At 67.5% G+C, this 17580-nt stretch carries 23 protein-coding genes and 3 pseudogenes; 7 read left to right on the top strand and 19 right to left on the bottom strand.

Going from position 1 to position 17580, the window contains the following annotated elements:
• Positions 1 to 35 precede the first annotated feature (35 nt).
• From ACFQPD_RS03140 to ACFQPD_RS03130, 3 genes are read left to right on the top strand one after another with little or no spacing between them, the layout of a single operon-like run.
• A complete protein-coding gene (locus ACFQPD_RS03140) occupies positions 36 to 188 on the top strand; it encodes a hypothetical protein (protein ID WP_385898317.1) in 153 nt (50 codons plus the stop codon).
• A gap of 14 nt (positions 189 to 202) precedes the next feature.
• On the top strand, positions 203 to 562 hold the full coding sequence (locus ACFQPD_RS03135) for a hypothetical protein (protein ID WP_385898314.1): 360 nt from the start codon (positions 203 to 205) through the stop codon (positions 560 to 562).
• A complete protein-coding gene (locus ACFQPD_RS03130) occupies positions 559 to 1128 on the top strand; it encodes a type 1 glutamine amidotransferase domain-containing protein (protein ID WP_385898311.1) in 570 nt (189 codons plus the stop codon). The genes ACFQPD_RS03135 and ACFQPD_RS03130 overlap by 4 nt, the downstream gene beginning before the upstream one ends.
• A 13-nt stretch (positions 1129 to 1141) precedes the next feature.
• Here the strand turns inward: ACFQPD_RS03130 and ACFQPD_RS03125 are convergent, their stop codons facing one another.
• Complete coding sequence (locus tag ACFQPD_RS03125) at positions 1142 to 1363, bottom strand: hypothetical protein (protein ID WP_353083164.1); 222 nt, start codon at positions 1361 to 1363, stop codon at positions 1142 to 1144.
• A 195-nt stretch (positions 1364 to 1558) separates the two neighbouring features.
• On the opposite strand from ACFQPD_RS03125, the gene arfB reads away from it, so the two are divergent.
• Positions 1559 to 2002 carry an alternative ribosome rescue aminoacyl-tRNA hydrolase ArfB gene (arfB, locus tag ACFQPD_RS03120; RefSeq protein ID WP_068749938.1) on the top strand — a complete coding sequence of 148 codons (444 nt, stop codon included), beginning with the start codon at positions 1559 to 1561 and terminating at the stop codon, positions 2000 to 2002.
• Between the two features lie 47 nt (positions 2003 to 2049).
• Here arfB and ACFQPD_RS03115 read toward each other — a convergent pair whose 3' ends face one another.
• From ACFQPD_RS03115 to ACFQPD_RS03040, 16 genes and pseudogenes are all read right to left on the bottom strand, one after another.
• On the bottom strand, positions 2050 to 2379 hold the full coding sequence (locus tag ACFQPD_RS03115) for a NifB/NifX family molybdenum-iron cluster-binding protein (protein WP_385898308.1): 330 nt from the start codon (positions 2377 to 2379) through the stop codon (positions 2050 to 2052).
• Positions 2380 to 2383: 4 nt separating this feature from the next.
• Positions 2384 to 2587, bottom strand: coding sequence for a hypothetical protein (locus ACFQPD_RS03110; protein WP_078919994.1), 204 nt, complete (start codon positions 2585 to 2587; stop codon positions 2384 to 2386).
• A 25-nt stretch (positions 2588 to 2612) separates the two neighbouring features.
• Complete coding sequence (locus tag ACFQPD_RS03105) at positions 2613 to 3434, bottom strand: ABC transporter permease subunit (protein ID WP_385898305.1); 822 nt, start codon at positions 3432 to 3434, stop codon at positions 2613 to 2615.
• Entirely contained in the window at positions 3431 to 4333 is a 903-nt protein-coding gene (locus tag ACFQPD_RS03100; protein ID WP_385898462.1) for an ABC transporter ATP-binding protein, read from the bottom strand. Before ACFQPD_RS03100 ends, ACFQPD_RS03105 begins: the two co-directional genes overlap by 4 nt.
• Before the next feature lie 231 nt (positions 4334 to 4564).
• Positions 4565 to 5650 (bottom strand): hypothetical protein, encoded by a 1086-nt coding sequence (locus tag ACFQPD_RS03095; protein WP_385898303.1) that lies wholly within the window; start codon positions 5648 to 5650, stop codon positions 4565 to 4567.
• A 496-nt stretch (positions 5651 to 6146) separates the two neighbouring features.
• Positions 6147 to 6359, bottom strand: a complete 213-nt coding sequence (locus ACFQPD_RS03090; protein ID WP_385898300.1) for a hypothetical protein — start codon at positions 6357 to 6359, stop codon at positions 6147 to 6149.
• Complete coding sequence (locus tag ACFQPD_RS03085; protein ID WP_385898298.1) at positions 6356 to 6730, bottom strand: DUF2200 domain-containing protein; 375 nt, start codon at positions 6728 to 6730, stop codon at positions 6356 to 6358. Before ACFQPD_RS03085 ends, ACFQPD_RS03090 begins: the two co-directional genes overlap by 4 nt.
• A gap of 365 nt (positions 6731 to 7095) precedes the next feature.
• Positions 7096 to 7845, bottom strand: a complete 750-nt coding sequence (locus ACFQPD_RS03080) for an aldo/keto reductase (RefSeq protein WP_385898295.1) — start codon at positions 7843 to 7845, stop codon at positions 7096 to 7098.
• 90 nt (positions 7846 to 7935) lie between these two features.
• Entirely contained in the window at positions 7936 to 8775 is an 840-nt protein-coding gene (locus tag ACFQPD_RS03075) for a hypothetical protein (protein WP_385898292.1), read from the bottom strand.
• A 177-nt stretch (positions 8776 to 8952) separates the two neighbouring features.
• A pseudogene (locus ACFQPD_RS03070) lies at positions 8953 to 10343 on the bottom strand (ISNCY family transposase).
• A gap of 311 nt (positions 10344 to 10654) precedes the next feature.
• The gene (locus ACFQPD_RS03065; RefSeq protein WP_385898290.1) at positions 10655 to 11458 is read right to left on the bottom strand and encodes a hypothetical protein; all 804 of its coding nucleotides are present in this window, start codon (positions 11456 to 11458) and stop codon (positions 10655 to 10657) included.
• 371 nt (positions 11459 to 11829) lie between these two features.
• A pseudogene (locus ACFQPD_RS03060) lies at positions 11830 to 12006 on the bottom strand (IS256 family transposase); the annotation flags it as partial.
• 157 nt (positions 12007 to 12163) lie between these two features.
• Positions 12164 to 12427, bottom strand: coding sequence for a hypothetical protein (locus ACFQPD_RS03055; protein ID WP_068750326.1), 264 nt, complete (start codon positions 12425 to 12427; stop codon positions 12164 to 12166).
• Between the two features lie 99 nt (positions 12428 to 12526).
• Positions 12527 to 12910 carry a type II toxin-antitoxin system death-on-curing family toxin gene (locus ACFQPD_RS03050; protein ID WP_068750328.1) on the bottom strand — a complete coding sequence of 128 codons (384 nt, stop codon included), beginning with the start codon at positions 12908 to 12910 and terminating at the stop codon, positions 12527 to 12529.
• Between the two features lie 67 nt (positions 12911 to 12977).
• Entirely contained in the window at positions 12978 to 13481 is a 504-nt protein-coding gene (locus ACFQPD_RS03045) for a metallophosphoesterase family protein (RefSeq protein WP_385898287.1), read from the bottom strand.
• 389 nt (positions 13482 to 13870) lie between these two features.
• Positions 13871 to 14368, bottom strand: a complete 498-nt coding sequence (locus ACFQPD_RS03040) for a hypothetical protein (protein WP_068750332.1) — start codon at positions 14366 to 14368, stop codon at positions 13871 to 13873.
• A gap of 564 nt (positions 14369 to 14932) precedes the next feature.
• Here ACFQPD_RS03040 and ACFQPD_RS03035 point away from each other — a divergent pair.
• Both ACFQPD_RS03035 and ACFQPD_RS03030 read left to right on the top strand, forming a co-directional pair.
• Positions 14933 to 15379, top strand: a pseudogene (locus ACFQPD_RS03035) (TetR family transcriptional regulator); the annotation flags it as partial.
• Complete coding sequence (locus ACFQPD_RS03030) at positions 15376 to 15621, top strand: hypothetical protein (RefSeq protein ID WP_369404255.1); 246 nt, start codon at positions 15376 to 15378, stop codon at positions 15619 to 15621. The pseudogene ACFQPD_RS03035 and the gene ACFQPD_RS03030, both read left to right, overlap by 4 nt.
• A gap of 15 nt (positions 15622 to 15636) precedes the next feature.
• Here the strand turns inward: ACFQPD_RS03030 and ACFQPD_RS03025 are convergent, their stop codons facing one another.
• Both ACFQPD_RS03025 and ACFQPD_RS03020 read right to left on the bottom strand, forming a co-directional pair.
• Positions 15637 to 16536: a nucleotidyl transferase AbiEii/AbiGii toxin family protein gene (locus ACFQPD_RS03025; RefSeq protein WP_385898283.1), complete on the bottom strand. Its 900-nt coding sequence runs from the start codon at positions 16534 to 16536 to the stop codon at positions 15637 to 15639.
• The gene (locus ACFQPD_RS03020; RefSeq protein WP_068750336.1) at positions 16533 to 17117 is read right to left on the bottom strand and encodes a type IV toxin-antitoxin system AbiEi family antitoxin domain-containing protein; all 585 of its coding nucleotides are present in this window, start codon (positions 17115 to 17117) and stop codon (positions 16533 to 16535) included. The genes ACFQPD_RS03025 and ACFQPD_RS03020 overlap by 4 nt, the downstream gene beginning before the upstream one ends.
• Before the next feature lie 97 nt (positions 17118 to 17214).
• Between ACFQPD_RS03020 and ACFQPD_RS03015 the strand changes: the two genes are divergently transcribed.
• Positions 17215 to 17499 (top strand): hypothetical protein, encoded by a 285-nt coding sequence (locus ACFQPD_RS03015; protein ID WP_068750338.1) that lies wholly within the window; start codon positions 17215 to 17217, stop codon positions 17497 to 17499.
• The last annotated feature ends 81 nt before the right edge of the window (positions 17500 to 17580 follow it).

Below are 17580 nucleotides of genomic sequence, written 5' to 3'. Positions count from 1 at the left end.
AGCGCCCGGCGACGCGGGGTGGGACCATCGGAGTCGTGAACCCGCCGCGCACCGACCCGTCCTGGAGGACCCTCTATCTGATCGGCGCCGCGTCGGCTGCGGCGTTCGTCGTCATGGTCCTGGTCCCCGTGGTGCTGCTATTCACTGCCCCAGTCCCCCCGACGGAGGGCCGGGCGCTGCTGGAGTAGCGGAGCACCCCGTCGTGTATCTGACGCAGTTGGTGTCGTTCGTGGGGCTCGCAGTCCCGGCCCTGCTCGTGTTCACGGGCGCCGCCGAGGCGCTGATCGCCGCCACGAACGCGGTGTCGTGGGCGGGAATCCTCACCGCGGCCGCGAACCCGATCCTCTCGGCCGTCATGCACCGGGCCGGATCGGGTAAGGCGGTGGCCATCCTCGGCATGGTGACGGGAGCGCTCGACATCGTCAGCGAGACGTTCCGGCCGTACATGGGCATGTCGTACATGGTCTACGGCCTGCTGCTGCCCGCCTGGTTCGGACTGGTGGGGTGGCGTTTGTGGCGCATCACCCGCGTCGCGCCGGAAGGGACAGAATGGGAGTCATGACGGAGCTCAACGGACACAAGATCGCATTCCTCTGCAAGCGCGGCGTCGAGCAGCCGGAGCTGACCGAGCCATGGCAGGCCGTCCTCGACGCGGGCGGACAGCCGGTGCTGGTGAGTGAGGAGCCAGGCACCATCACGGCACTCAAGGGTGACTGGGACCGTGGCGACGACTTCACCGTCGACGTCACCCTCGACGAGGCCGACCCCGACGACTACCTCGGCCTGGTCCTCCCGGGCGGGACGCTCAACTCGGACAAGATCCGCACCAACGAGGACGCGCAGGCCTTCGTCAAAGCGTTCATGGACGCCGACAAGCCGGTCGCGCCGATCTGCCACGGCGCCTGGATCCTCATCGAGATCGACGCCGTCCGCGGCCGGACTCTCACGTCCACCACCCGCATCCGCACCGACCTGCGCAACGCAGGCGCCACCTGGGTCGATCAGGAGTTCGTCAGCGACGGAAACCTGCACTCGAGCCGCAGCCCGCGCGACATCGAGGCGTTCAACGACGGCATCATCCGCGCGTTCGCTGAAGCCGCGGCTGACTTCCACCACGCCGAGTCCTGAGGGATACCCCCGCTCAGCCCTGGTCTTCCTCCTGGTCGAACTCCACGTCGCGGCGCTGGTCCAACAGGTCGGCCTCGTCCGCCTCTATCGGCGTCGGGCTCTCGTGCAGAACTGCGGCCACCTCCTCGGGCTCGTTCTGGAGCGCCTCCTCCGACAGTTCATCGGGGCGCGGCGCGGGCCAGTCATCCGGATCCGGCGGTAGTCCCTCCACAGGGTCGGGAAGGATCGTGACCATGTCGACCTCCTCACAGAGTTCTCCCTCGAGACTACCCCCGAGGCCGCTTCACCGCCCCGCGACGCTCGATCGACAGGCCGCGACTGCACTCGCCGCTGACTGGTAGTACTGAGAGTGAACACCAGCCGAGTTCTACCAACGAGGCGGTGGAGTCCGTGAGATCCCTGCCGGGGGAATCTCACCTAGTCTGGTCGGGTGAGCGACCTGCGGATACCGCCCGGGCCTGGACTGCCCGCTGGCCTGGTCGTGCCCGCAAGCGAACTGATCGAGCGGTACTCGCACTCGTCCGGGCCTGGAGGCCAGGGCGTCAACACCGCCGACTCGCGTGTCCAATTGTCGTTCGACATCGCAGCCTCCTCCGTGCTGGACGAGACGCAACGTGATCGACTGCTGCACCGGCTGCGCACGCGGCTCGCGGGTCCGGTCGTCACGGTGGTGTCCACCGCGACCCGATCACAGCGTCAGAACCGGATCGACGCCCGGGATCGACTGGCTGCCATCCTCCGCGAGGGGCTTGCGCCGCCGTCGCCACCGCGGCGGCGCACCCGGCCGACGAAGGGCTCGGTTGAGCGCCGGCTGGCCGCCAAACGGCGGCGCGGCGAGGCCAAGCGCGATCGCTCCCGGCCTGAGGCGATGTAGGCGTTGACCGCTACGGGGCTGAGCCCCGGCGTGATCCGATGTTTCGCTCAGCGCGCAGTGGCCGCCAGGATCGATTCCCGAGCGTCGCCGGGCGAGGCCGGCAGGATCGGGATTCCCATGGTGTGCAACATGCGGGCCATGCCCTCCCCCATGTGGTCGACTACGACGGCCTCGACGCCCTGCTCCTTGAGGAACCGCACGACCCGGGCGTGGTGCGAACCATGCGTGCCGGCGTCGTGGGACTCGTCCCACCGCACCTCGTGGACAGTCCAGGCCGCGACGTCGCCGTCACGCACGTCGGCCACGCCGACCCAGTGCGCCCGTCCCCACGCGTGGGCCGATTGACCTTCCTCGGTGACGGGTGTGGCCACGATCATGAGCTCAGTCCTTCCTGATGGCGCCGTTCGAGCGGATCGCCCTACTGAGGGCACCAAGGCCACCCAGGATAGCGGCCACCGCCCCGATGGTGATCACGATGGGCAGCGGCTCGGCGAGCTCGGCGCCACCCTGGGTGCGATAGGCGAGGAGTGCGAGCCCAATGGCTAGGAGGGCCAGTCCGAGGACAACGGCGGCGGTGCGGTTCATGGCAGACCTTTCGGTGAGAGGAGACCTAGGCATTGTGGCCCTCGCGGCGGAATCGGGCATGTGCCCCCACTGCGACGATGACGATCCAGGCGGCGAGCATCCCCAGCCCCATCAGGAACACCGGCACCGCTCCCGGCTGGCTGGAGGTCACGCTGAGCGCCTGCATGACCGCAACGCCCGGTGTCGCGGCGAGGGCGAAGCTGAGGAGCGGCGTGAGCGCCGGCGGTGCCGCGAGCTGGGCGGCACCGATAGCGAGCGGCAGCACGAGCAGCGCACCCATCGCGACCGCCATAGCAGCGGCCCCACGACGCGCGAGCGTCCCGGTGAGGAACCCGAGCAGGGCGGTGAGGGGCACGACCAGGGCCGCGGCCACCATCGACATCGCCGCCAGACGGACGTCGATCCCGGTTCCCCCAGAAACTGCGAAGCCGCCGGCCAACACGAGACCTGCCGCCAGCAGGCCTGCCACGGCGCCGGTCACCATGGGCGCGACGGCGCGGGCGGTCAGGAGTCGTAGGCGGTTCGGCACAACCAGCAACGAGCTGAGAACGGTCCCGTCAGATGTCTCCGCCGCGGCCGAGGACAGAGCCGCCAGGCCAGCCAGGACTGCGACGACGCCAGCGGCGGTCTCCATCGCTACCGGAACTGATCCGGCGGCGCCCCCGGCGCCTCGTGGATCGAAGGCCGCGACGAAGGCCAGGGCGCCCAGGCCGGCGAGCACCCCGAGCCCGACGATGACAGCCATCCTGGCGCGGAACCTCCGAGAGCCGAGGTGGCGGCGCACTTCGCTCCCCACGACGGTGGACCACCGCTGGGCGGACACCTGTTCGACGCCGGGCTGCCTCATGCGGCCTCCTCCTGCTTGCGGTCGGACGTGGTGGAGGACAGGAACAGATCCTCCAAGGAGTGGATGCGCGGGGCAAGGTGCGACAGGGACAGTCCGGCGCCGAACACAATCTGGCCAACCCGCTCGGCGCGTGCGCCTGCCACGAGTGCTCCATCGCCTTCCGGCCGCGCACTGAGCCCCTGCGCGCAGAGCAGCTCCACCACAGCTCCGAGGTCCGGCGACGCGATGTAGACCTCAGAGTCCGCCGTGTGGCTGGCCAGTTCGGCCAATGTTCCCGCGCGGACGACCTTGCCCTCGTGCAGCATGACGATCCGATCGGCCACCAGCTCAAGCTCCGTCATCAGGTGGGAGGACAGCAGAACCGCCTTTCCGCAGGCCGCCTGCTCTTTCAACAGCCCGCGGAGCCAGATCACTCCGTTGGGATCGAGCCCGTTCACCGGCTCGTCGAGCATGATGTTGGCCGGGTCGCCGATCAACGCGGCAGCGATTCCCAGCCGCTGTCGCATGCCGAGGGAGTAGGTGCGGATCTCCCTCCGGTGCGCGCCCCACAGACCGACTGTTTCCAACATCGGCCGGACCTGCGTCGTCGGAAGCCCCTGGGTCTCACACACGAACCGCAGATGATCCTCTCCTGAGCGCCGTGCGGGGAGCCATTCGCCACTCAAGTAGACGCCGAGAGTGCGGGCGGGGACCAGCGCGTCGGAGAAGGGCCGGCCGTTGACGGCGGCGGCGCCCGAGTCCGCGGGGATCAGGCATGCCACGATCTTCATGAGTGTGGTCTTCCCGGCGCCATTGGGACCGACGAAGCCGGTCACGTGGCCGTCCTCCGCTGTCAACGATACGTCGGCGAGGACCTGCTTGCCCCCGAGCTGCTTGGACACTGATCTGGTTTCTATCATCGAAGGGTCTCTCTCGTGTGGGAGGGATACGACGTGATGGCCTGGTGAGACCGAACGATCGCAGCAGCGTCCCTGGCTGACACCGGTATGGCGAATCCGCGGAGCCGCGACGGTGACAGTCCTGATGACGAGTCGTCCGCGGGAGAACACTAGGAAGCCGGACACTCCAGGAACAGGGCCTGGATCAGACCGTGCCCGATGGGTGACACGAGAATCTACTTTCGGCGACCCCTAGGCGAAGCCGAAGACCGGCGGCACGACCACCACGACGATGGCCGCCCACACGGCGTAGATCGGCAGGTAGGCCATCTGCCACCGCTCGAGCGAGGCATGCGTACGCCGTCGACGAAGGAAGCCGAGCAACATCCAGGCGAGCCACGCGAGGTTGATGAACAGGACAATGTTGAGGCCCAAGGCCACCAGCTTGTTCGGGCTCGGCCCCCACAACGCGATGCGGCTCACCATGGCACTCAGCCCGACGGCGTCGACGACGAGGGCGCTGACGACGAGCACCAACTGCAGCCTGTCGAAGGCCCCAGGCGGGGCCCCAGGGTCTCTGGCTGACATGGAGAACAGGGCCAGAGCGAGGACGACGACGAGCAGGAGATCGAAGATGATGAGGACTTCTCGGTCGATGTCCACGGTGCGAGTCCAGGCCATGGCCCCGAGGAAAGCCAGGAGGAGGAGAGCGGACAGGGGCGTGAACAGCTTGGTGAGTACCGGGGCGATGTTCTCGACAACCGACCTCTTCGCCTCCACCAACAGCGCGGCCACGATCACGGCACCTGCCGCGCCGAAGGGCAACACCCATTCCACGACGACGTCCTCGACCTCGAGACGGATGGCGGAGAAGACGGCGACCGACAGCCCCACGAGCACCCCGCCGCCCAGGGCGATGAGCGCGAAGTAGATCGCGCACTCCCCCGTGAACCTGACGGCATCCATCCGTGCGTCGCTCTGGCGCCAGCGGGTACCGGCGATCGCCGCCCCGACGGCGAACAGCAGGCCCACCACCATTGCGCGCCGCGTGGTTCTGATCGAGTCGTCCCCCGCCACGAGGAGGCGGCTGACCAGGGAGTTCTGCTGGCCTCGGGCCCAGTCGCGTGTCAGCGCGTCCTCTGACGCGAGGCGCGTCGCGGCGATCAGGAACGCCTCGTCCGCCGAAAGACCCGCCAAGGCGAGATCCTCGGCATGGGAGCGGAGCTGCTCCTCCAGGGCGTTGACATCAGGTGCCGCGGCGCCCCGTCGGGTCAGCCATGCGCGCCACTCAGCGATCCGCACGTCGAGGTCGGCGCCTGTCGCACCGTCCAATGGCATCGGATCAGCCCTCGCGAGCGGGCCGAAGGGCGCCGCGCAGTTGCTCGATGAACTCGTCGGCCTTCGCGACCCAGCAGAGCCCCGCCGAGCGACACGCCTCCGACCAGCAGGATGAGCGCCACACCAGGCACCGCCAGGTCCCAGAGGGGGTGCCGACGGAGGAGCCAGATGGCGACGCCGAGGAGTGCCACCCAGGCGAGAAGGAACCCCACGAGCCATGGGGCGGGCGTCACCAGTCCTGCCACCAGGTAGAGGTAGCCGACGACGACGTGGGCCGCGATCCCCAGGTATCCGAGCACGCGGTGCCAGCGGGGCGAGGCTGGCTGAGCGGGGGGCGCTTGGCTCATCTTGCCAAACTACTCCCGGTCAGCGGCGTCCGAGACCAGACGCGGCAGGCAGTGGGGGGACCGCACCTCAGGAGCAGTCCCCTGCACCTCCGAGAGACGGTGACCCATCACGAGGAGGCACGTGGGCAGGGACAGCGGCCTCGCGCAGGCTACGTCGCGAACAGCCTCTCGACCCCGGCGACAGGTACGAGACCGACCGCTTCGCGCTCCGTCAGTCCTCCGTCTTCGACCCTCTGGAGCAGTAGGTCCATGACCTGCGAACGGATCGAGGCAGGAGCGACCAGCTGATGGGTTGGCGCCACCGTTCCGCCGCCCTCCAGGAGCTGCAGCAGCGTTCTCGCGTCGATGACGAACCGGGTCATGCTCCGACTGTAGGTGCTGTGGCGCGCAGCACCTTCGCCATAGCCTTGCCGCGGGCGAGCTCGTCGACGAGCTTGTCGAGGTAGCGGATGCCGCGCATGAGCGGATCCTCGATCTCCTCGACCCGCATCCCACAGATGACGCCCGTGATGAGCGAGGCGTTCGGGTTGAGGGTCGCGGCCGCGAAGAAGTCACGGAAGGAGGTCTCCTCGGCGAGGTGCCGTCGGAGTTCCTCACCCTCGATCCCGGTCAGCCACGCGATGACCTCGTCCAACTCGGCCTGGGTGCGACCCTTGCGCGCCAGCTTCTCGACGTATAGGGGGTACACCGACGCCAGCGGCATCGCGTAGACGCGTTCGTTTCGGGAGGCCATTCCCGGAGTCTATGCAGCTGGTCGCGGCGCGGGAGTCAGATACGGGCGCTCTGACGTCACTCTCGTCCCACCGAATCCGCCACGGCCGGCGCCCGTGCCCGAGTCCGTCTGGCGATAGGCGGGGAGTCAGTCTTCTGCAGTCCGCGCCAGACCTACCACTCGGCATGGTCGTTCGTCGGACGCGCCGCCACTCGCTGGCTCGGGGCCGCCCCGTTTCCGTTGCATGCATCACCGGCGTCCGCGGTGGCGTGGCGCCGCTGGCGCCCTCCTGTCTGCCTCGAGAGCACCTTGTCGAGGGAATGCGTGGGGATTCGGCGACGGCCCCGGCGAGCCGTGTGGAACGCACGGATCAGCCGGAGCGTCGGCTACTCGAACCGGCTGGTCTTGCCAGGCTCGATGTACCAGTCGCGCTCCCATCGGTGACGCTCCAGGATTCCCAGCTCGTCCGCGGGCAGCGGGCCGCGGTCGCTGGTCGCCGCGTTGCGCTCCACGTTGCGCACCGTCCGCATCCCCGCAATCACCGTCGAGACCGCTGGGTGAGCCAACACGAACCGCAAAGCCCGGTCTGGAAGCTCATCGGCGTCGATGCCGAGCTCAGTCGTGAGCGCTGTCACGTGCTGTTCCAGCTCGACGGTTCGTCCCCCGCCGAAGTAGTGGGAGCGGAAGTCCGCAGGGTCGAACCGGGTGTCTGCGGTGATGCGGCCCGTCAGCCCGCCCTCGTCGAGCGCGACCCGCACGATCCCACCGACGCCGTGCTCCTGGGCGGCAGGAAGGAATTCTTCCTGGGGCTGCTGGTGGAAGACGTTGTAGATGACCTGCACCGTGTCCACGGTGCAGGTGCGCAACAGCGCAACTCCCTGCTCGGGTTCGTAGTCGTTGATGGAGACGCCGAAGAAGCGGATCTTGCCTTCGTTCTTGAGCGATTCGATCGTCTCCAGCCAGTCGCCCTGGCCGACCCACTCGTCGCTCCACACGTGGAACTGCAGCACATCGAAGGCGTCGAGCCCGCTCGCGCGAAGGCTCTCCTCGAGACTGGCGCGGATGTGCGCGCCGGGAAACGTCCGCTCCACGGGGACGCCGCGGCGGGCCGGCCACTCGCCGTTCTTCGGTGGCACCTTCGTCGCCCCCTGGCCCGCCCCACACTCTTCACTGCACTGTCATGCCGATGTGCGCACGTTCAAGGTCGACGGATCGAAGCTGTCAGTTCATCGATAGACCGCAACTAGGTCCAGTACTGCCAGCGGCCCAGCGAGGGTCATGGCGTCGTCCTCAGTGATCTTCTTCTTCGGTCTGCTGGCGGCCCCTTGCGCCCGTTCCGCTCGGCGGCGTTCGGCACGGTTAGCGAACGACTGGACGGTAGCGAGAGCGGGTATGTTCGCAAGTGAGTAGCCGTCTCCTCGAGGTATGACCCTCCGCACCTTTCCGACGCAAATGTAACGACCGTCAAGATCGGCGTTCTGGACTAGGAAGCGGTCATCGAGCCGACCCACGATGCGCCATGGGCTCCCGGATTCGACGTCTTCGCCGACAATCACCAGTTGCATGTCAATTCTGTTCGCAATCTCGACCATCGCCCGAGCCTCATCGGGTATCCCAAGCTCAATGGGCTGGCCTATGGCGTCAGCTAGTTCGCTAAACGACTCCATCAGCTTGAGCGCCTCCCCCAGTTGACCTCTCTTGTTGAGAGCCGCCACCGTGTCTGGGACGGAGATATCGCACTCCCACTCGACGAACGCACCGAGGCCAATTCCCTCAAAGTCGGAATCCGGCTGGGACACAGTGATCCAAGCAGCCTCTTCCGGGTTCGCGCGGCCGTAGTCGAGAAGACGCCGGAGGCGCGCGATGTCGTGGTCGGAGTACTCCTCGGACTCCTCTTGCCGAGCAGACTTGTTACCCCCGGCCTTCAGAATGGAAACGCCCACTCCACCCTGAAGGCCACTATCGCTAGAGCGGCTGCGGCTGGAGCGCCCTCGCACCCCTGGCTCGATGAGCGAGATGTAGCCCTCAAGCGACTCGCTGTTCAGGTACTCGGGTTGAATCAGCATGGAACATGGTAACGCTCGTCGAGGACAGGGCCGCCGCCGGGATCATCTCATCCCAAGGCCGCCTTAGTTACTTCGACCTGAAGAAGTCGGTTGGGCGGGATCCGTTGATCGCGGGTACTTGAAGTTCCGCATAGCCGTTTCGGATCGGGTGAGATCGGGGTGGTCCCCCGGGGCCTGTCAGGCGGCCATCTTGGAGATCTTGACGAGGTTGTGGGTGAAGACTCCGTGTCCGCACCAGGTTCGGGCGCCTTCGATGGTGACGAGTCGGGTGCGGTTCCATCCGTAGTTGCGTTTCAGGTGGCTGATCCGGCCTTCGGATCCGGTGCGCCATTTCACCTTCTCTTGGAACGCGCGGCGGTGCTCGATCTGGCGGCGGGCCTGGCTGGGTTTGCCTTTGCGTGGGATAGCGACGTAGCTGACGCCGAGGTCCTCGAGGCCTTGCTGGACGGCTGCGTCGCCGTAGCCGCGGTCAGCGGTGACCGCCCGGGGTGTCTTCCGGGTGAGTTGTGTGATGCGGTCGATCGCGGGCACCAGTTGGGGGCCGTCGGCAGGGTTCCCGATCTCGACGCTGTGGTCGAGGATGAGCCCGTCGACGTTGTCGACGACCTGGGCTTTGTAGCCGAACTCGACGGGTTTCCCGAGCCGGCCTTTCGCGATGGGGCGGGCGTCGGGATCGTGCAGGCTGACCAGCCGGGTCGCGCTGTCGGGGGTGTCGCCGGCGAGCCGGATCCGGGTCTGGGCCACCACCCGGGCGGTGCGCTGGAGCAGGATGTCGAGGTCCTTGACCGCCCGCTTCAACCGGCCCTTGGCCTGCCCGGATGCCTTCTTCGCGGCCCGGCGACCGTTGCGGACCACGGCTTGGGCCTCGGCGATGGCCTGCTCGGCCAGGCCGGCCAGTTCGCCGGTGATCCGCCGCACCGCGCTCTGGGCTTGCCCGCGCTGCTCGCGCCACGCAGTTTCAGCTTCGCGGCGATCGCGCGGACCCGGCATCCCGCGGCCCGACGCCGATCCGTGGCGGGGGTGCGGGTCGCGCCACCGGCGGCCTTCACCCTGGCGATCGTGGCCGCGATCCGGGTCACGCCCTTGGCCAGAAGCCCTGAATCGGTGGGGTAGGACACGTCGGCCTCGACCACCGTGGTGTCCGCGCGGACCTTGTCGGTCTTGACCAGCTTCGCGTCGACCGCCTTGGCCAGCAGGGCCTGATTCAGTCCCGCTACCGCCGCGTCGCCGCAGCGGGAGGTGATCTTCATCAAGGTGGTCGGATGCGGCACCCGGGAGCCGAAACTGATCCGGCAGAACCGCTGCCACGAGATCGAGTCGGCCACCTCACGACACAACGACTCGAAGCTCAGCTGGTAGCGGACCTTCAGAAACATCATCCGCAGGTAGGTCTCCAACGGGATCGACGGCCGCCCCAACCGCTCATCGAAGAACCCGACGAACGGGGCGAAGAACACCGGATCATCCAACAAGGCATCCACCCGAGCCAACTCGACCGGCAACACCAACAACTCCGCCGGCAGCAGAGACTCCCACAACGACGGCTGATCACCTACAGTGCGTAACACGATGGTCTCGTTCCTTCTCCCCAGAAGACGAGACCATCATCTCACGTAGTCAGACCGCAATTCAGGGCCGACACTCTTTGGACTTTTTCAGGTCGAAGTAGTTAGGCTCGCCACTCTCGTGGTTCACCAAGGACGTCGTCCGTATGGCGTCGGGGAGGAATAGCCGGGGTTGTGTCAGTGTCGGCGGGGCCACGACCTTACGAAGAGTTCGGGAGCCATGAGCAACTCGCGCTCATGCCGCGTAGGGGGTGGGGCGAGTTGCATGCTGGCTGGGCATGGGCTTCCCGAGCGGGTCGCGCGACCGGTCGGCGTCATGGGCTCCAGCGGGTGGCTCCAGTTCCGCAGAAGCTGGTGCGGACTGCCGGGCCCTCGAGACAGGCGGCGTCGACTAGGGCGCGATCGCCGATGGGCTCGTGAAGGGAAACGGTCATCTGGACGCTGTCGTTGCCCTGGCAGTTCTGGGGCTCGTCGCCAGGGAGCGGTTCGGCGTCGACCCGGATGATGATGTCATCGATGCCGAGTGAGACAACTGGCTGGGCGATCGCCCCGGTCACCCCGCTGGAGCACTCTGCGCGAGTGACCTCGATAGTGACGGTCGTCGACGTGGAAACCACGCGCCCGGGGTCGGCGAGAGTCCAGGTCGCGGCCGCGCCCACCTGGGGCGGGATCGTCGCGGTGACATCGGGGATCGCCGGGTTCGAATCTGGCAGGGCGGTCCGGGTCGCCTCGTCAAGCAGCGGGCGGACGGCGTCGTACACCCGGTTGTAGAAGCCGCTGCCGGGGTCGTCGACGCGCCCGGGGGTGCCCGACTCGTCCAGATAGACGGCCGTCGGCAGGATCCGCAGCACCGGGAGGTTCGCGTCGGCGGGGGTGACGACGAAGCCGCGGAAGCCGAGCCCGGGATCCGGCGGGTCGGCAGGGATCACCTCCCCGGCAGCCGCACTATCGCCGATCATCAGGTACAACTCCTCGGCAACGTCAGGGTCGAGCGGGAGCTGCGGGTTCTCCCGTCCCGAGTAAAGGTCGACCATCACGGTGGCCCGGCCGGGCGGGGCCGCGGGCGCGTCGGGGACTGGCGTGCTGCAGCCCGAGGCGGCCAGTCCGATGCCGGCCACCACGACGAGGCCAACGGCTGTCGCCAGCCAGCGTCGTACTGCAGGAGCGGTGGCAGGTTGGTGGCCCGGTCGGGCGGCGCGGCCGACCAGACCGAGCGGGACCGCCGAAACCCGAATTGGCGTCGCTCGGCGGAGACTCTCCCGGATCCGGGCCCCGAAATCACTCATGCTTGAAGTACACACCCGCCTGTGCCGCCACGCCTATCCCGGTCCCTGCCTCAACTCGCCACAATGGAGACACTCACTCGCGAACAGTGATCCGTTTCAGCAACGCTCTACCGAACGTCCGATCATGCCGCGTATCGCTTCAGGGCAGTCGTGCCGCGGCCGGGTCTGTCAAGTTTTCGGTGTATCTCATGGTTGTTTGACTCTCAGTATCGGCGGCCGGCGGAGAGCCGTCCGTCGAAGGTGATCTCGAACGCGTTGAGGGCGCCCTTCCAGCGCTGTGTCCAACGTGCTCGTCCCTTGCCTGTGGGGTCCAGCGCCATCACAGCGAGGTAGACGCACTTGAGTGCGGCCTGCTCGTTGGGGAAGTGCCCGCGGGCCTTGCATCACAGGGATTCGAGGAGTCACAGCAGACAGGGGGTCCAGCACCAGCTGGATGCCCGAGGGAACGCGCGGATCTGCCGCGGTGAGCGAGGGCAGCGTTCAGCTTCGGGTCGCCGAGCGCGACCGCCCCTAAAGCCGCCCGTGGCGCCGCACGGCCTACTCAAGCTGGTCTCGGTACAACGGAAGCTCGGCGCCGTACTCGACCTGTCGGGTCCTTCCCGGGAAGGCGTTGGCAAGGACGTTTGCCACGATGAGAGAGCACCCGACGGTGAACTCGATGTCCTCGTCGACTTCGCATGCGAGACACCAGGCCTCGTCCTCCGGCCATACGAGATGAGGGGGCACGAGGATTCCTGGCTCGTCCCAGGCCAGGGCCGGTGCATCCCTTAACACTGCGATGGGGCCAGTGAAGAGCAGCATCTCTCGGTTGGGAATGATCAAGCGCGGTGCTGCGGGTGCGGGCGGATTTCCGCCCCACCCAGTTTGCCGTGCAGCCTCTCGGACCCATGCCGCTGGTGGTCAGTGCCAAGACGCGAGGCGCGCCGACACTTCCTGGTACGTGGCAGTCCCGCTGGCGACCGCGATCACCAGGTCGTACGCCTCGTCGTCAGGCGCGTCCAAGTCGATGCCATTGAGTCCGTAGAACACCACCAGCGACAGCCAGCCCAGGCGCTTGTTCCCATCGACCAGGGCATCGTTGCCGACCAACGATTCCAATATCACCGCTGCCTTGTCGTCGAGGCCGGGATACGCATCCCGGCCGAAGACGCTCACTCGCGGGCGGTGGACCGCGGAGTCGAGCAGTCCGATGTCGCGAACGGGGCCAACTCCAAGGTCCTCCACCAACGACAGGACCCAACTGGACGAGTTCTGGACGGCGTGGGGCTTCCTCACCGAACGCATCGAACAGCTCCACCGAGGAAGGTTGTTGCTGCCGGGTGGTGCGACCAGCCTGCTCACTGAGAGGCGGTCAGCGTGATCCCGATCGTGGGAACCGGACGATCTCAGTGCCCCAGGTGCCCGCGTCGACGGTGAGCACGGCGAAGCTGGGCGACGGCTCACGCCGCGGGTCAGAGACAGATCCCGGGTTCAGCAGGTGCACGCCATCCTCGACGCCGTCCCACGGGATGTGCGAGTGGCCGAACACCACGACATCGGCCTGCGGGAATCGTCGCCGCATGCGGCGTCCGCGGCCCTGCTTGGGGCCGGCGATGTGGATCATGGCGATCCGAACGCCCTCGGCCTGGAACTCCAGGTCGTCGGTGGCGCCCCAGTCCCGGACCGCCTCGTCGTCGTTGTTGCCCATCACCACCCGTACGGGGGCGTACTTGGCGAGCTCGTCCAGGACCTCCGGCACGCAGACATCGCCGGCGTGCAGGATCAGGTCGGCGGTCCCCAGCTCGGACGCCAGCGCCGGCGGCACCCCCTTCCAGCGACGAGGTGCGTGCGAGTCGGCTACGACGACGATCCTCATCACCAGCGGGCCCTCCTGACACACCAGGCGGGAACGCCCACGCCTACAGCCTTGTTGGCAGCACCCAAGGTCCGGTCAGGGGGCTCCGTCATGGGCCGAGGCTATCAAGCGAGCCGTCCGCCACCCGCGCCACGCAGCCTGCCTCGCGAGCTGCGCTCACCCTCACGTAGCTCGAAGCCCACCGCCTGACCTGCCGCGGGGACTATCGATCCCGCCGCCCGCGATTGCGTCGACGGATCTGCTGAACTCGGGATGCTCCTCACTCGGTGATCCTCGTCCCCACTGAGGCGGAGGCCAAGAACGACAAAACCCCCAGTCAGATCAGCTCATCTGCCAATTGACTGGGGGTTCCAGATTGTGCGCGAGAGAGGAGTTGAAGCTCTCTTCTATCAGCCGATAATGGCCCCCTGACAACGTCTTATGTGGGTTGATTGCCACTTCGTCACCTTGCCGTGGGGAATACGTGGGGAATAGTCCTGCACCCGAGACCCACGCGGATCTCGCGTCCAGGGCTGCCCCTCAGCATAGGTGGCCGGCACCCACGCATCACCGCCGAAAGCTGCCCGGTTCATCGGCAGCGCTGCCAGCAGGTCGTTGCCCAGGGAGGCGAACGCGGGAGCGACCGTGGCGTCTCTTCCTGCGGCAGACGATGAAGGGAGCACGATCCGACGCCGGGGTGAGAACGCGTGCAGGCGCAAGATCTCGACGGCTTCATCGGCAACGACCGCTGCGTTCAGGTCACCCCCGCACTTGGTCAGTTCCAGCTGGTCGCAGGTGTCGACCGCCCGCAACAGCCCGAAGGCGCCGAGACCACCAATCTCCCCCGCATGGTCGGGCACGAGCAGCAGCGACCCCAGAACGCTGGCGTGACACTCCTCGCACTGCATCGCGGCCTCCCGTCACCGGCAAGACAAGCCAGTCACCCCGCATAACGGGTGCCGACCGCAGCCGGTGGACAGCTTCGGACACCACGGGGCCCCCACCCCGCCTCAAGCCACCGGACACCACAGGGCTGAGAGCACGACGTGACGCTTGCTGGCGCGTGGTTTGCTTTCGTTCTCCTCGCCGAAGGCGGAAGCCGCTGGGTGGAACGCCGGTGGCGCTGCTCACCCACCTGGGGGCCACCCTGGACGAGTGGGACCCCCGCGTGGTCGACGCCCTCGCCCAGCAGCATCGCGTCATCGCTCTGGGGGCACTGCCAGGGGCGGGAAGCTCCACCGTTAGCCGGGGTGGCGGCACGTCATCCCACCACTGGACAGGGAGAAGCGGACCGCCAGCCCGGTTCGACGGGCGTTCTCGAGGGCGGCGCTGCGGCCTCATCGGTGCTCCCGGCAGGCGCTACGGCGAGCCGTCGTGGCGATTCCACTGAGCCTCAACCCACGACGACCCTCACGCGTGCCAGGTTGTGGAGTCTGGCGAAGGGGGTCGCCGGGTCCGCGTCGCGCTGACCGGTGACTCGAGCCGATGAGCAGCGCGACCAGCGCCGCCACGAGATTCTCGCCACCACCCGGGCAGATGCTCACGGGCAGGACGGTCGCCGAACGGTCGCCGACATCAGCCTCAACGAGATCGCCCGACAGGTCGGCCTCGCCAAATCCAACGTGCTGCGCTACTTCGGCTCCCGCGAGGCCATCCTGCTCGCCCAGGAGTACGACGCATGGGTCGACGCGGTCTGTGACGCGCTGCCACGCGCCGGCGAGCCCGATCAGGTCGAACGGGTTTCCGGTGTCCTTGCCGCCACCGCTGCCGAGCAGCCCCTCCTGTGCGAACTGCTCATCGCCGCCCCCACGGTGCTCGAACACAACGTCACCTCGGATGAGGTGATCGCGTTCAAGCTCGCCGTCCAGGCCTCGATGCAGCGGCTCCTCGTCGCTCTGACGACCGATCTCGGCGAGTGGGACCCTCCTCCAGGGATCAATTCTTCGGCGGCCTGCACTCCCTCATCACTGGTCTGTGGGCGCTCGCCCACCCCTCCGCGGCGCTCATCGAGGCCATGGCCCGCGAGCCACGCATCCAGGCCCTACCACACGGGATGGAGGCCGCCACCCGTGAAGCACTCGCCACCCTGATCAACGGTCTGCCGGGCTGGGGCTCGCACACGGCGCCGCCACCTCAGCCCAGCTGGTCGGTCAGGGCGTGAGCGGCACCTGCCGATTCACTCCCAGGACTTCGCCGAAGGGTTCCATTGTCCCACTGCCGTCTCCGACAGCACGGGGTCGGCGAAGCCTGCGACCGCTGCGAGCACGTCGGCGAACGCCCCGGGAAGTTCATGCTCGCGGTGCGATCGCGTGCGCCATGCGCGCCACCTCTGCTGGGCCCAATCGCCCATCGGCGCGAGCGCCGGCAGAAGAGGCGCGAACGCCACGTTCCGGTACTCGGCCACGGTCTTCACCGACGCTCGGAACTCGGCCGCGCCGACCGGATGAAGACGGGTCAACACGTACACGTCCGCGAAGTCACGCCAGCGGGTGTTGGCGATACCGCGGTCGATTGCGGTGACGACCTTCTCCGCGAGCACCATCGTCAGCGGGTAGCCCAGCAGCCTCACCGGCGGGAGCCCGAGGGGCACGACGCGGGGAAGGTCAACAAGACGAGGTGCGGGCCAGATCGGGTCGCCGAAGTTCACGTCGATCCCGACAGTAAGCCGTGAAGTGCCCAGCGTCGCGGTGAGCTTGACCCGCACTCCCGCGTACTCGCCATCCTCACGAATCGTCATCGCTGTGACGCTGGCCAGGTCGAACGCGAGCCCGTCGTCGACCTCCAGCGCCGCGATGATGCGAACGCGCTCGGCGACCTCCTCAGGGTCGCCGATAAGCCTGGTGGCTTGCAGGTCGATGTCTTTAGTCGGGCGGCGCGCAGCGAACGCGGCCAGCAGTACGCCGCCCTTCAGCACGAAGTCATCGCGGTGCTCCGAGAGTGCGATGCGCGCCAGCAACCCTTCGAGGGCGTACAGGGTCATCAGCTCCTGAACGTCTCCGCCTGCCTGTCGGGCGAGCCTGCGGATGGCGATGCTCGCGTCGCCCGCCGGTGTGCCGTGCTGCGGGCTCGGGGTCACAGCAGCACTTCCAGCGCCGACTGAACCGCGGGACGCGCCTTCGGGAAGGAGTCAGCCAGCGCCAGTAGCGCGCCGGGACTGTTCCCCCTGCCACGCACCCACCGCTTGAGCGCACCGATGGCGAGGTCGCTGCCCCATACGTGCCGCAGCCGGAACAGGTCGATCAGGGTGCGCTCCCCCGAGAACAGGCCGATGGACAGCCCGAGCGGCAACTCATACTCGAGGCGCCCGATGCCGAAGGTGTCAGGATCGAAGCGGTGCCAGGCAATCGGCGCATGCTGGAGGGTGACCGGCTGCGTGCCGCGCGGGATGGCGATGTCACTGCGGGCGGGGATCTCATCTGTCAGCTCGTGCAGCGACAGCGCGGTGAGCAGGCACAACGTCGCGTCGGGCTTCTTCGCGGCGACCGCCATCCACGCGGCCGTCGTGTCATCCGTGAGCCCCGCCCGCAAGAATAGACCCGGGGCGATGCGCTCAAAATCCCCCGACTCGATCAGCCGGTCAAGACCATGTCGGGTGAGCCCCTGCGCGGCCAAGTCGTCGTAGCGCAGCAGGTCAGGAAGCATCGCAGTGTCCATCATCACCTCACGCTCGACAGAATCAGATACAGATACATCATACCTGTGACGGTTTCCGATGACAGCGCACGCATTTCGAGTCGTTGACCGCCCAATCGGTGTGCGGGTCTACGCCGAAGCAGCCGACGCCCGCATCGGGCACCTTCGCACCAAGAACACCCACCACGAAATCGACCTGATCGTAGAAGCGGCAGACCGATCCACAATCGCGATCGAGGTCAAACTCACCGACACCATCAGACCCGCCAACGTCAAGCACCTCAACTGGCTCGACCAACAACTCGGCGACTGCCTCGTCGACCAGATGATCATCCACACCCGCAGACACGCCTACCGCCGCCCCGACGGCATCGCCGTCGTCCCCCTCGCACTCCTCGGGCCCTGAACCACCCAGCACCCCCGTCGACATAACCCGAACCCAGGCGCTACCGAGCGGAGGGGCATCCCCAACGCCGCAAAGAACCTG

Origin of the sequence: Tessaracoccus sp. O5.2 (assembly GCF_964266725.1) — a bacterium.
GTDB classification, from domain to species: domain Bacteria; phylum Actinomycetota; class Actinomycetes; order Propionibacteriales; family Propionibacteriaceae; genus Arachnia; species Arachnia lapidicapta.
This window is presented reverse-complemented; position numbering and strand designations above follow the sequence as displayed.

Coding starts and splice junctions, on each gene's coding strand:
- ACFQPD_RS03130 (WP_385898311.1), top strand. CDS start 559: ATGACGGAGCTCAACGGACACAAGATCGCATTCCTCTGCAAGCGCGGC.
- ACFQPD_RS03125 (WP_353083164.1), bottom strand. CDS start 1,363: ATGGTCACGATCCTTCCCGACCCTGTGGAGGGACTACCGCCGGATCCG.
- ACFQPD_RS03115 (WP_385898308.1), bottom strand. CDS start 2,379: ATGATCGTGGCCACACCCGTCACCGAGGAAGGTCAATCGGCCCACGCG.
- ACFQPD_RS03110 (WP_078919994.1), bottom strand. CDS start 2,587: ATGAACCGCACCGCCGCCGTTGTCCTCGGACTGGCCCTCCTAGCCATT.
- ACFQPD_RS03105 (WP_385898305.1), bottom strand. CDS start 3,434: ATGAGGCAGCCCGGCGTCGAACAGGTGTCCGCCCAGCGGTGGTCCACC.
- ACFQPD_RS03100 (WP_385898462.1), bottom strand. CDS start 4,333: ATGATAGAAACCAGATCAGTGTCCAAGCAGCTCGGGGGCAAGCAGGTC.
- ACFQPD_RS03095 (WP_385898303.1), bottom strand. CDS start 5,650: ATGCCATTGGACGGTGCGACAGGCGCCGACCTCGACGTGCGGATCGCT.
- ACFQPD_RS03090 (WP_385898300.1), bottom strand. CDS start 6,359: ATGACCCGGTTCGTCATCGACGCGAGAACGCTGCTGCAGCTCCTGGAG.
- ACFQPD_RS03085 (WP_385898298.1), bottom strand. CDS start 6,730: ATGGCCTCCCGAAACGAACGCGTCTACGCGATGCCGCTGGCGTCGGTG.
- ACFQPD_RS03075 (WP_385898292.1), bottom strand. CDS start 8,775: ATGCTGATTCAACCCGAGTACCTGAACAGCGAGTCGCTTGAGGGCTAC.
- ACFQPD_RS03055 (WP_068750326.1), bottom strand. CDS start 12,427: ATGCTGCTCTTCACTGGCCCCATCGCAGTGTTAAGGGATGCACCGGCC.
- ACFQPD_RS03050 (WP_068750328.1), bottom strand. CDS start 12,910: ATGCGTTCGGTGAGGAAGCCCCACGCCGTCCAGAACTCGTCCAGTTGG.
- ACFQPD_RS03045 (WP_385898287.1), bottom strand. CDS start 13,481: ATGAGGATCGTCGTCGTAGCCGACTCGCACGCACCTCGTCGCTGGAAG.
- ACFQPD_RS03040 (WP_068750332.1), bottom strand. CDS start 14,368: ATGCAGTGCGAGGAGTGTCACGCCAGCGTTCTGGGGTCGCTGCTGCTC.
- ACFQPD_RS03020 (WP_068750336.1), bottom strand. CDS start 17,117: ATGATGGACACTGCGATGCTTCCTGACCTGCTGCGCTACGACGACTTG.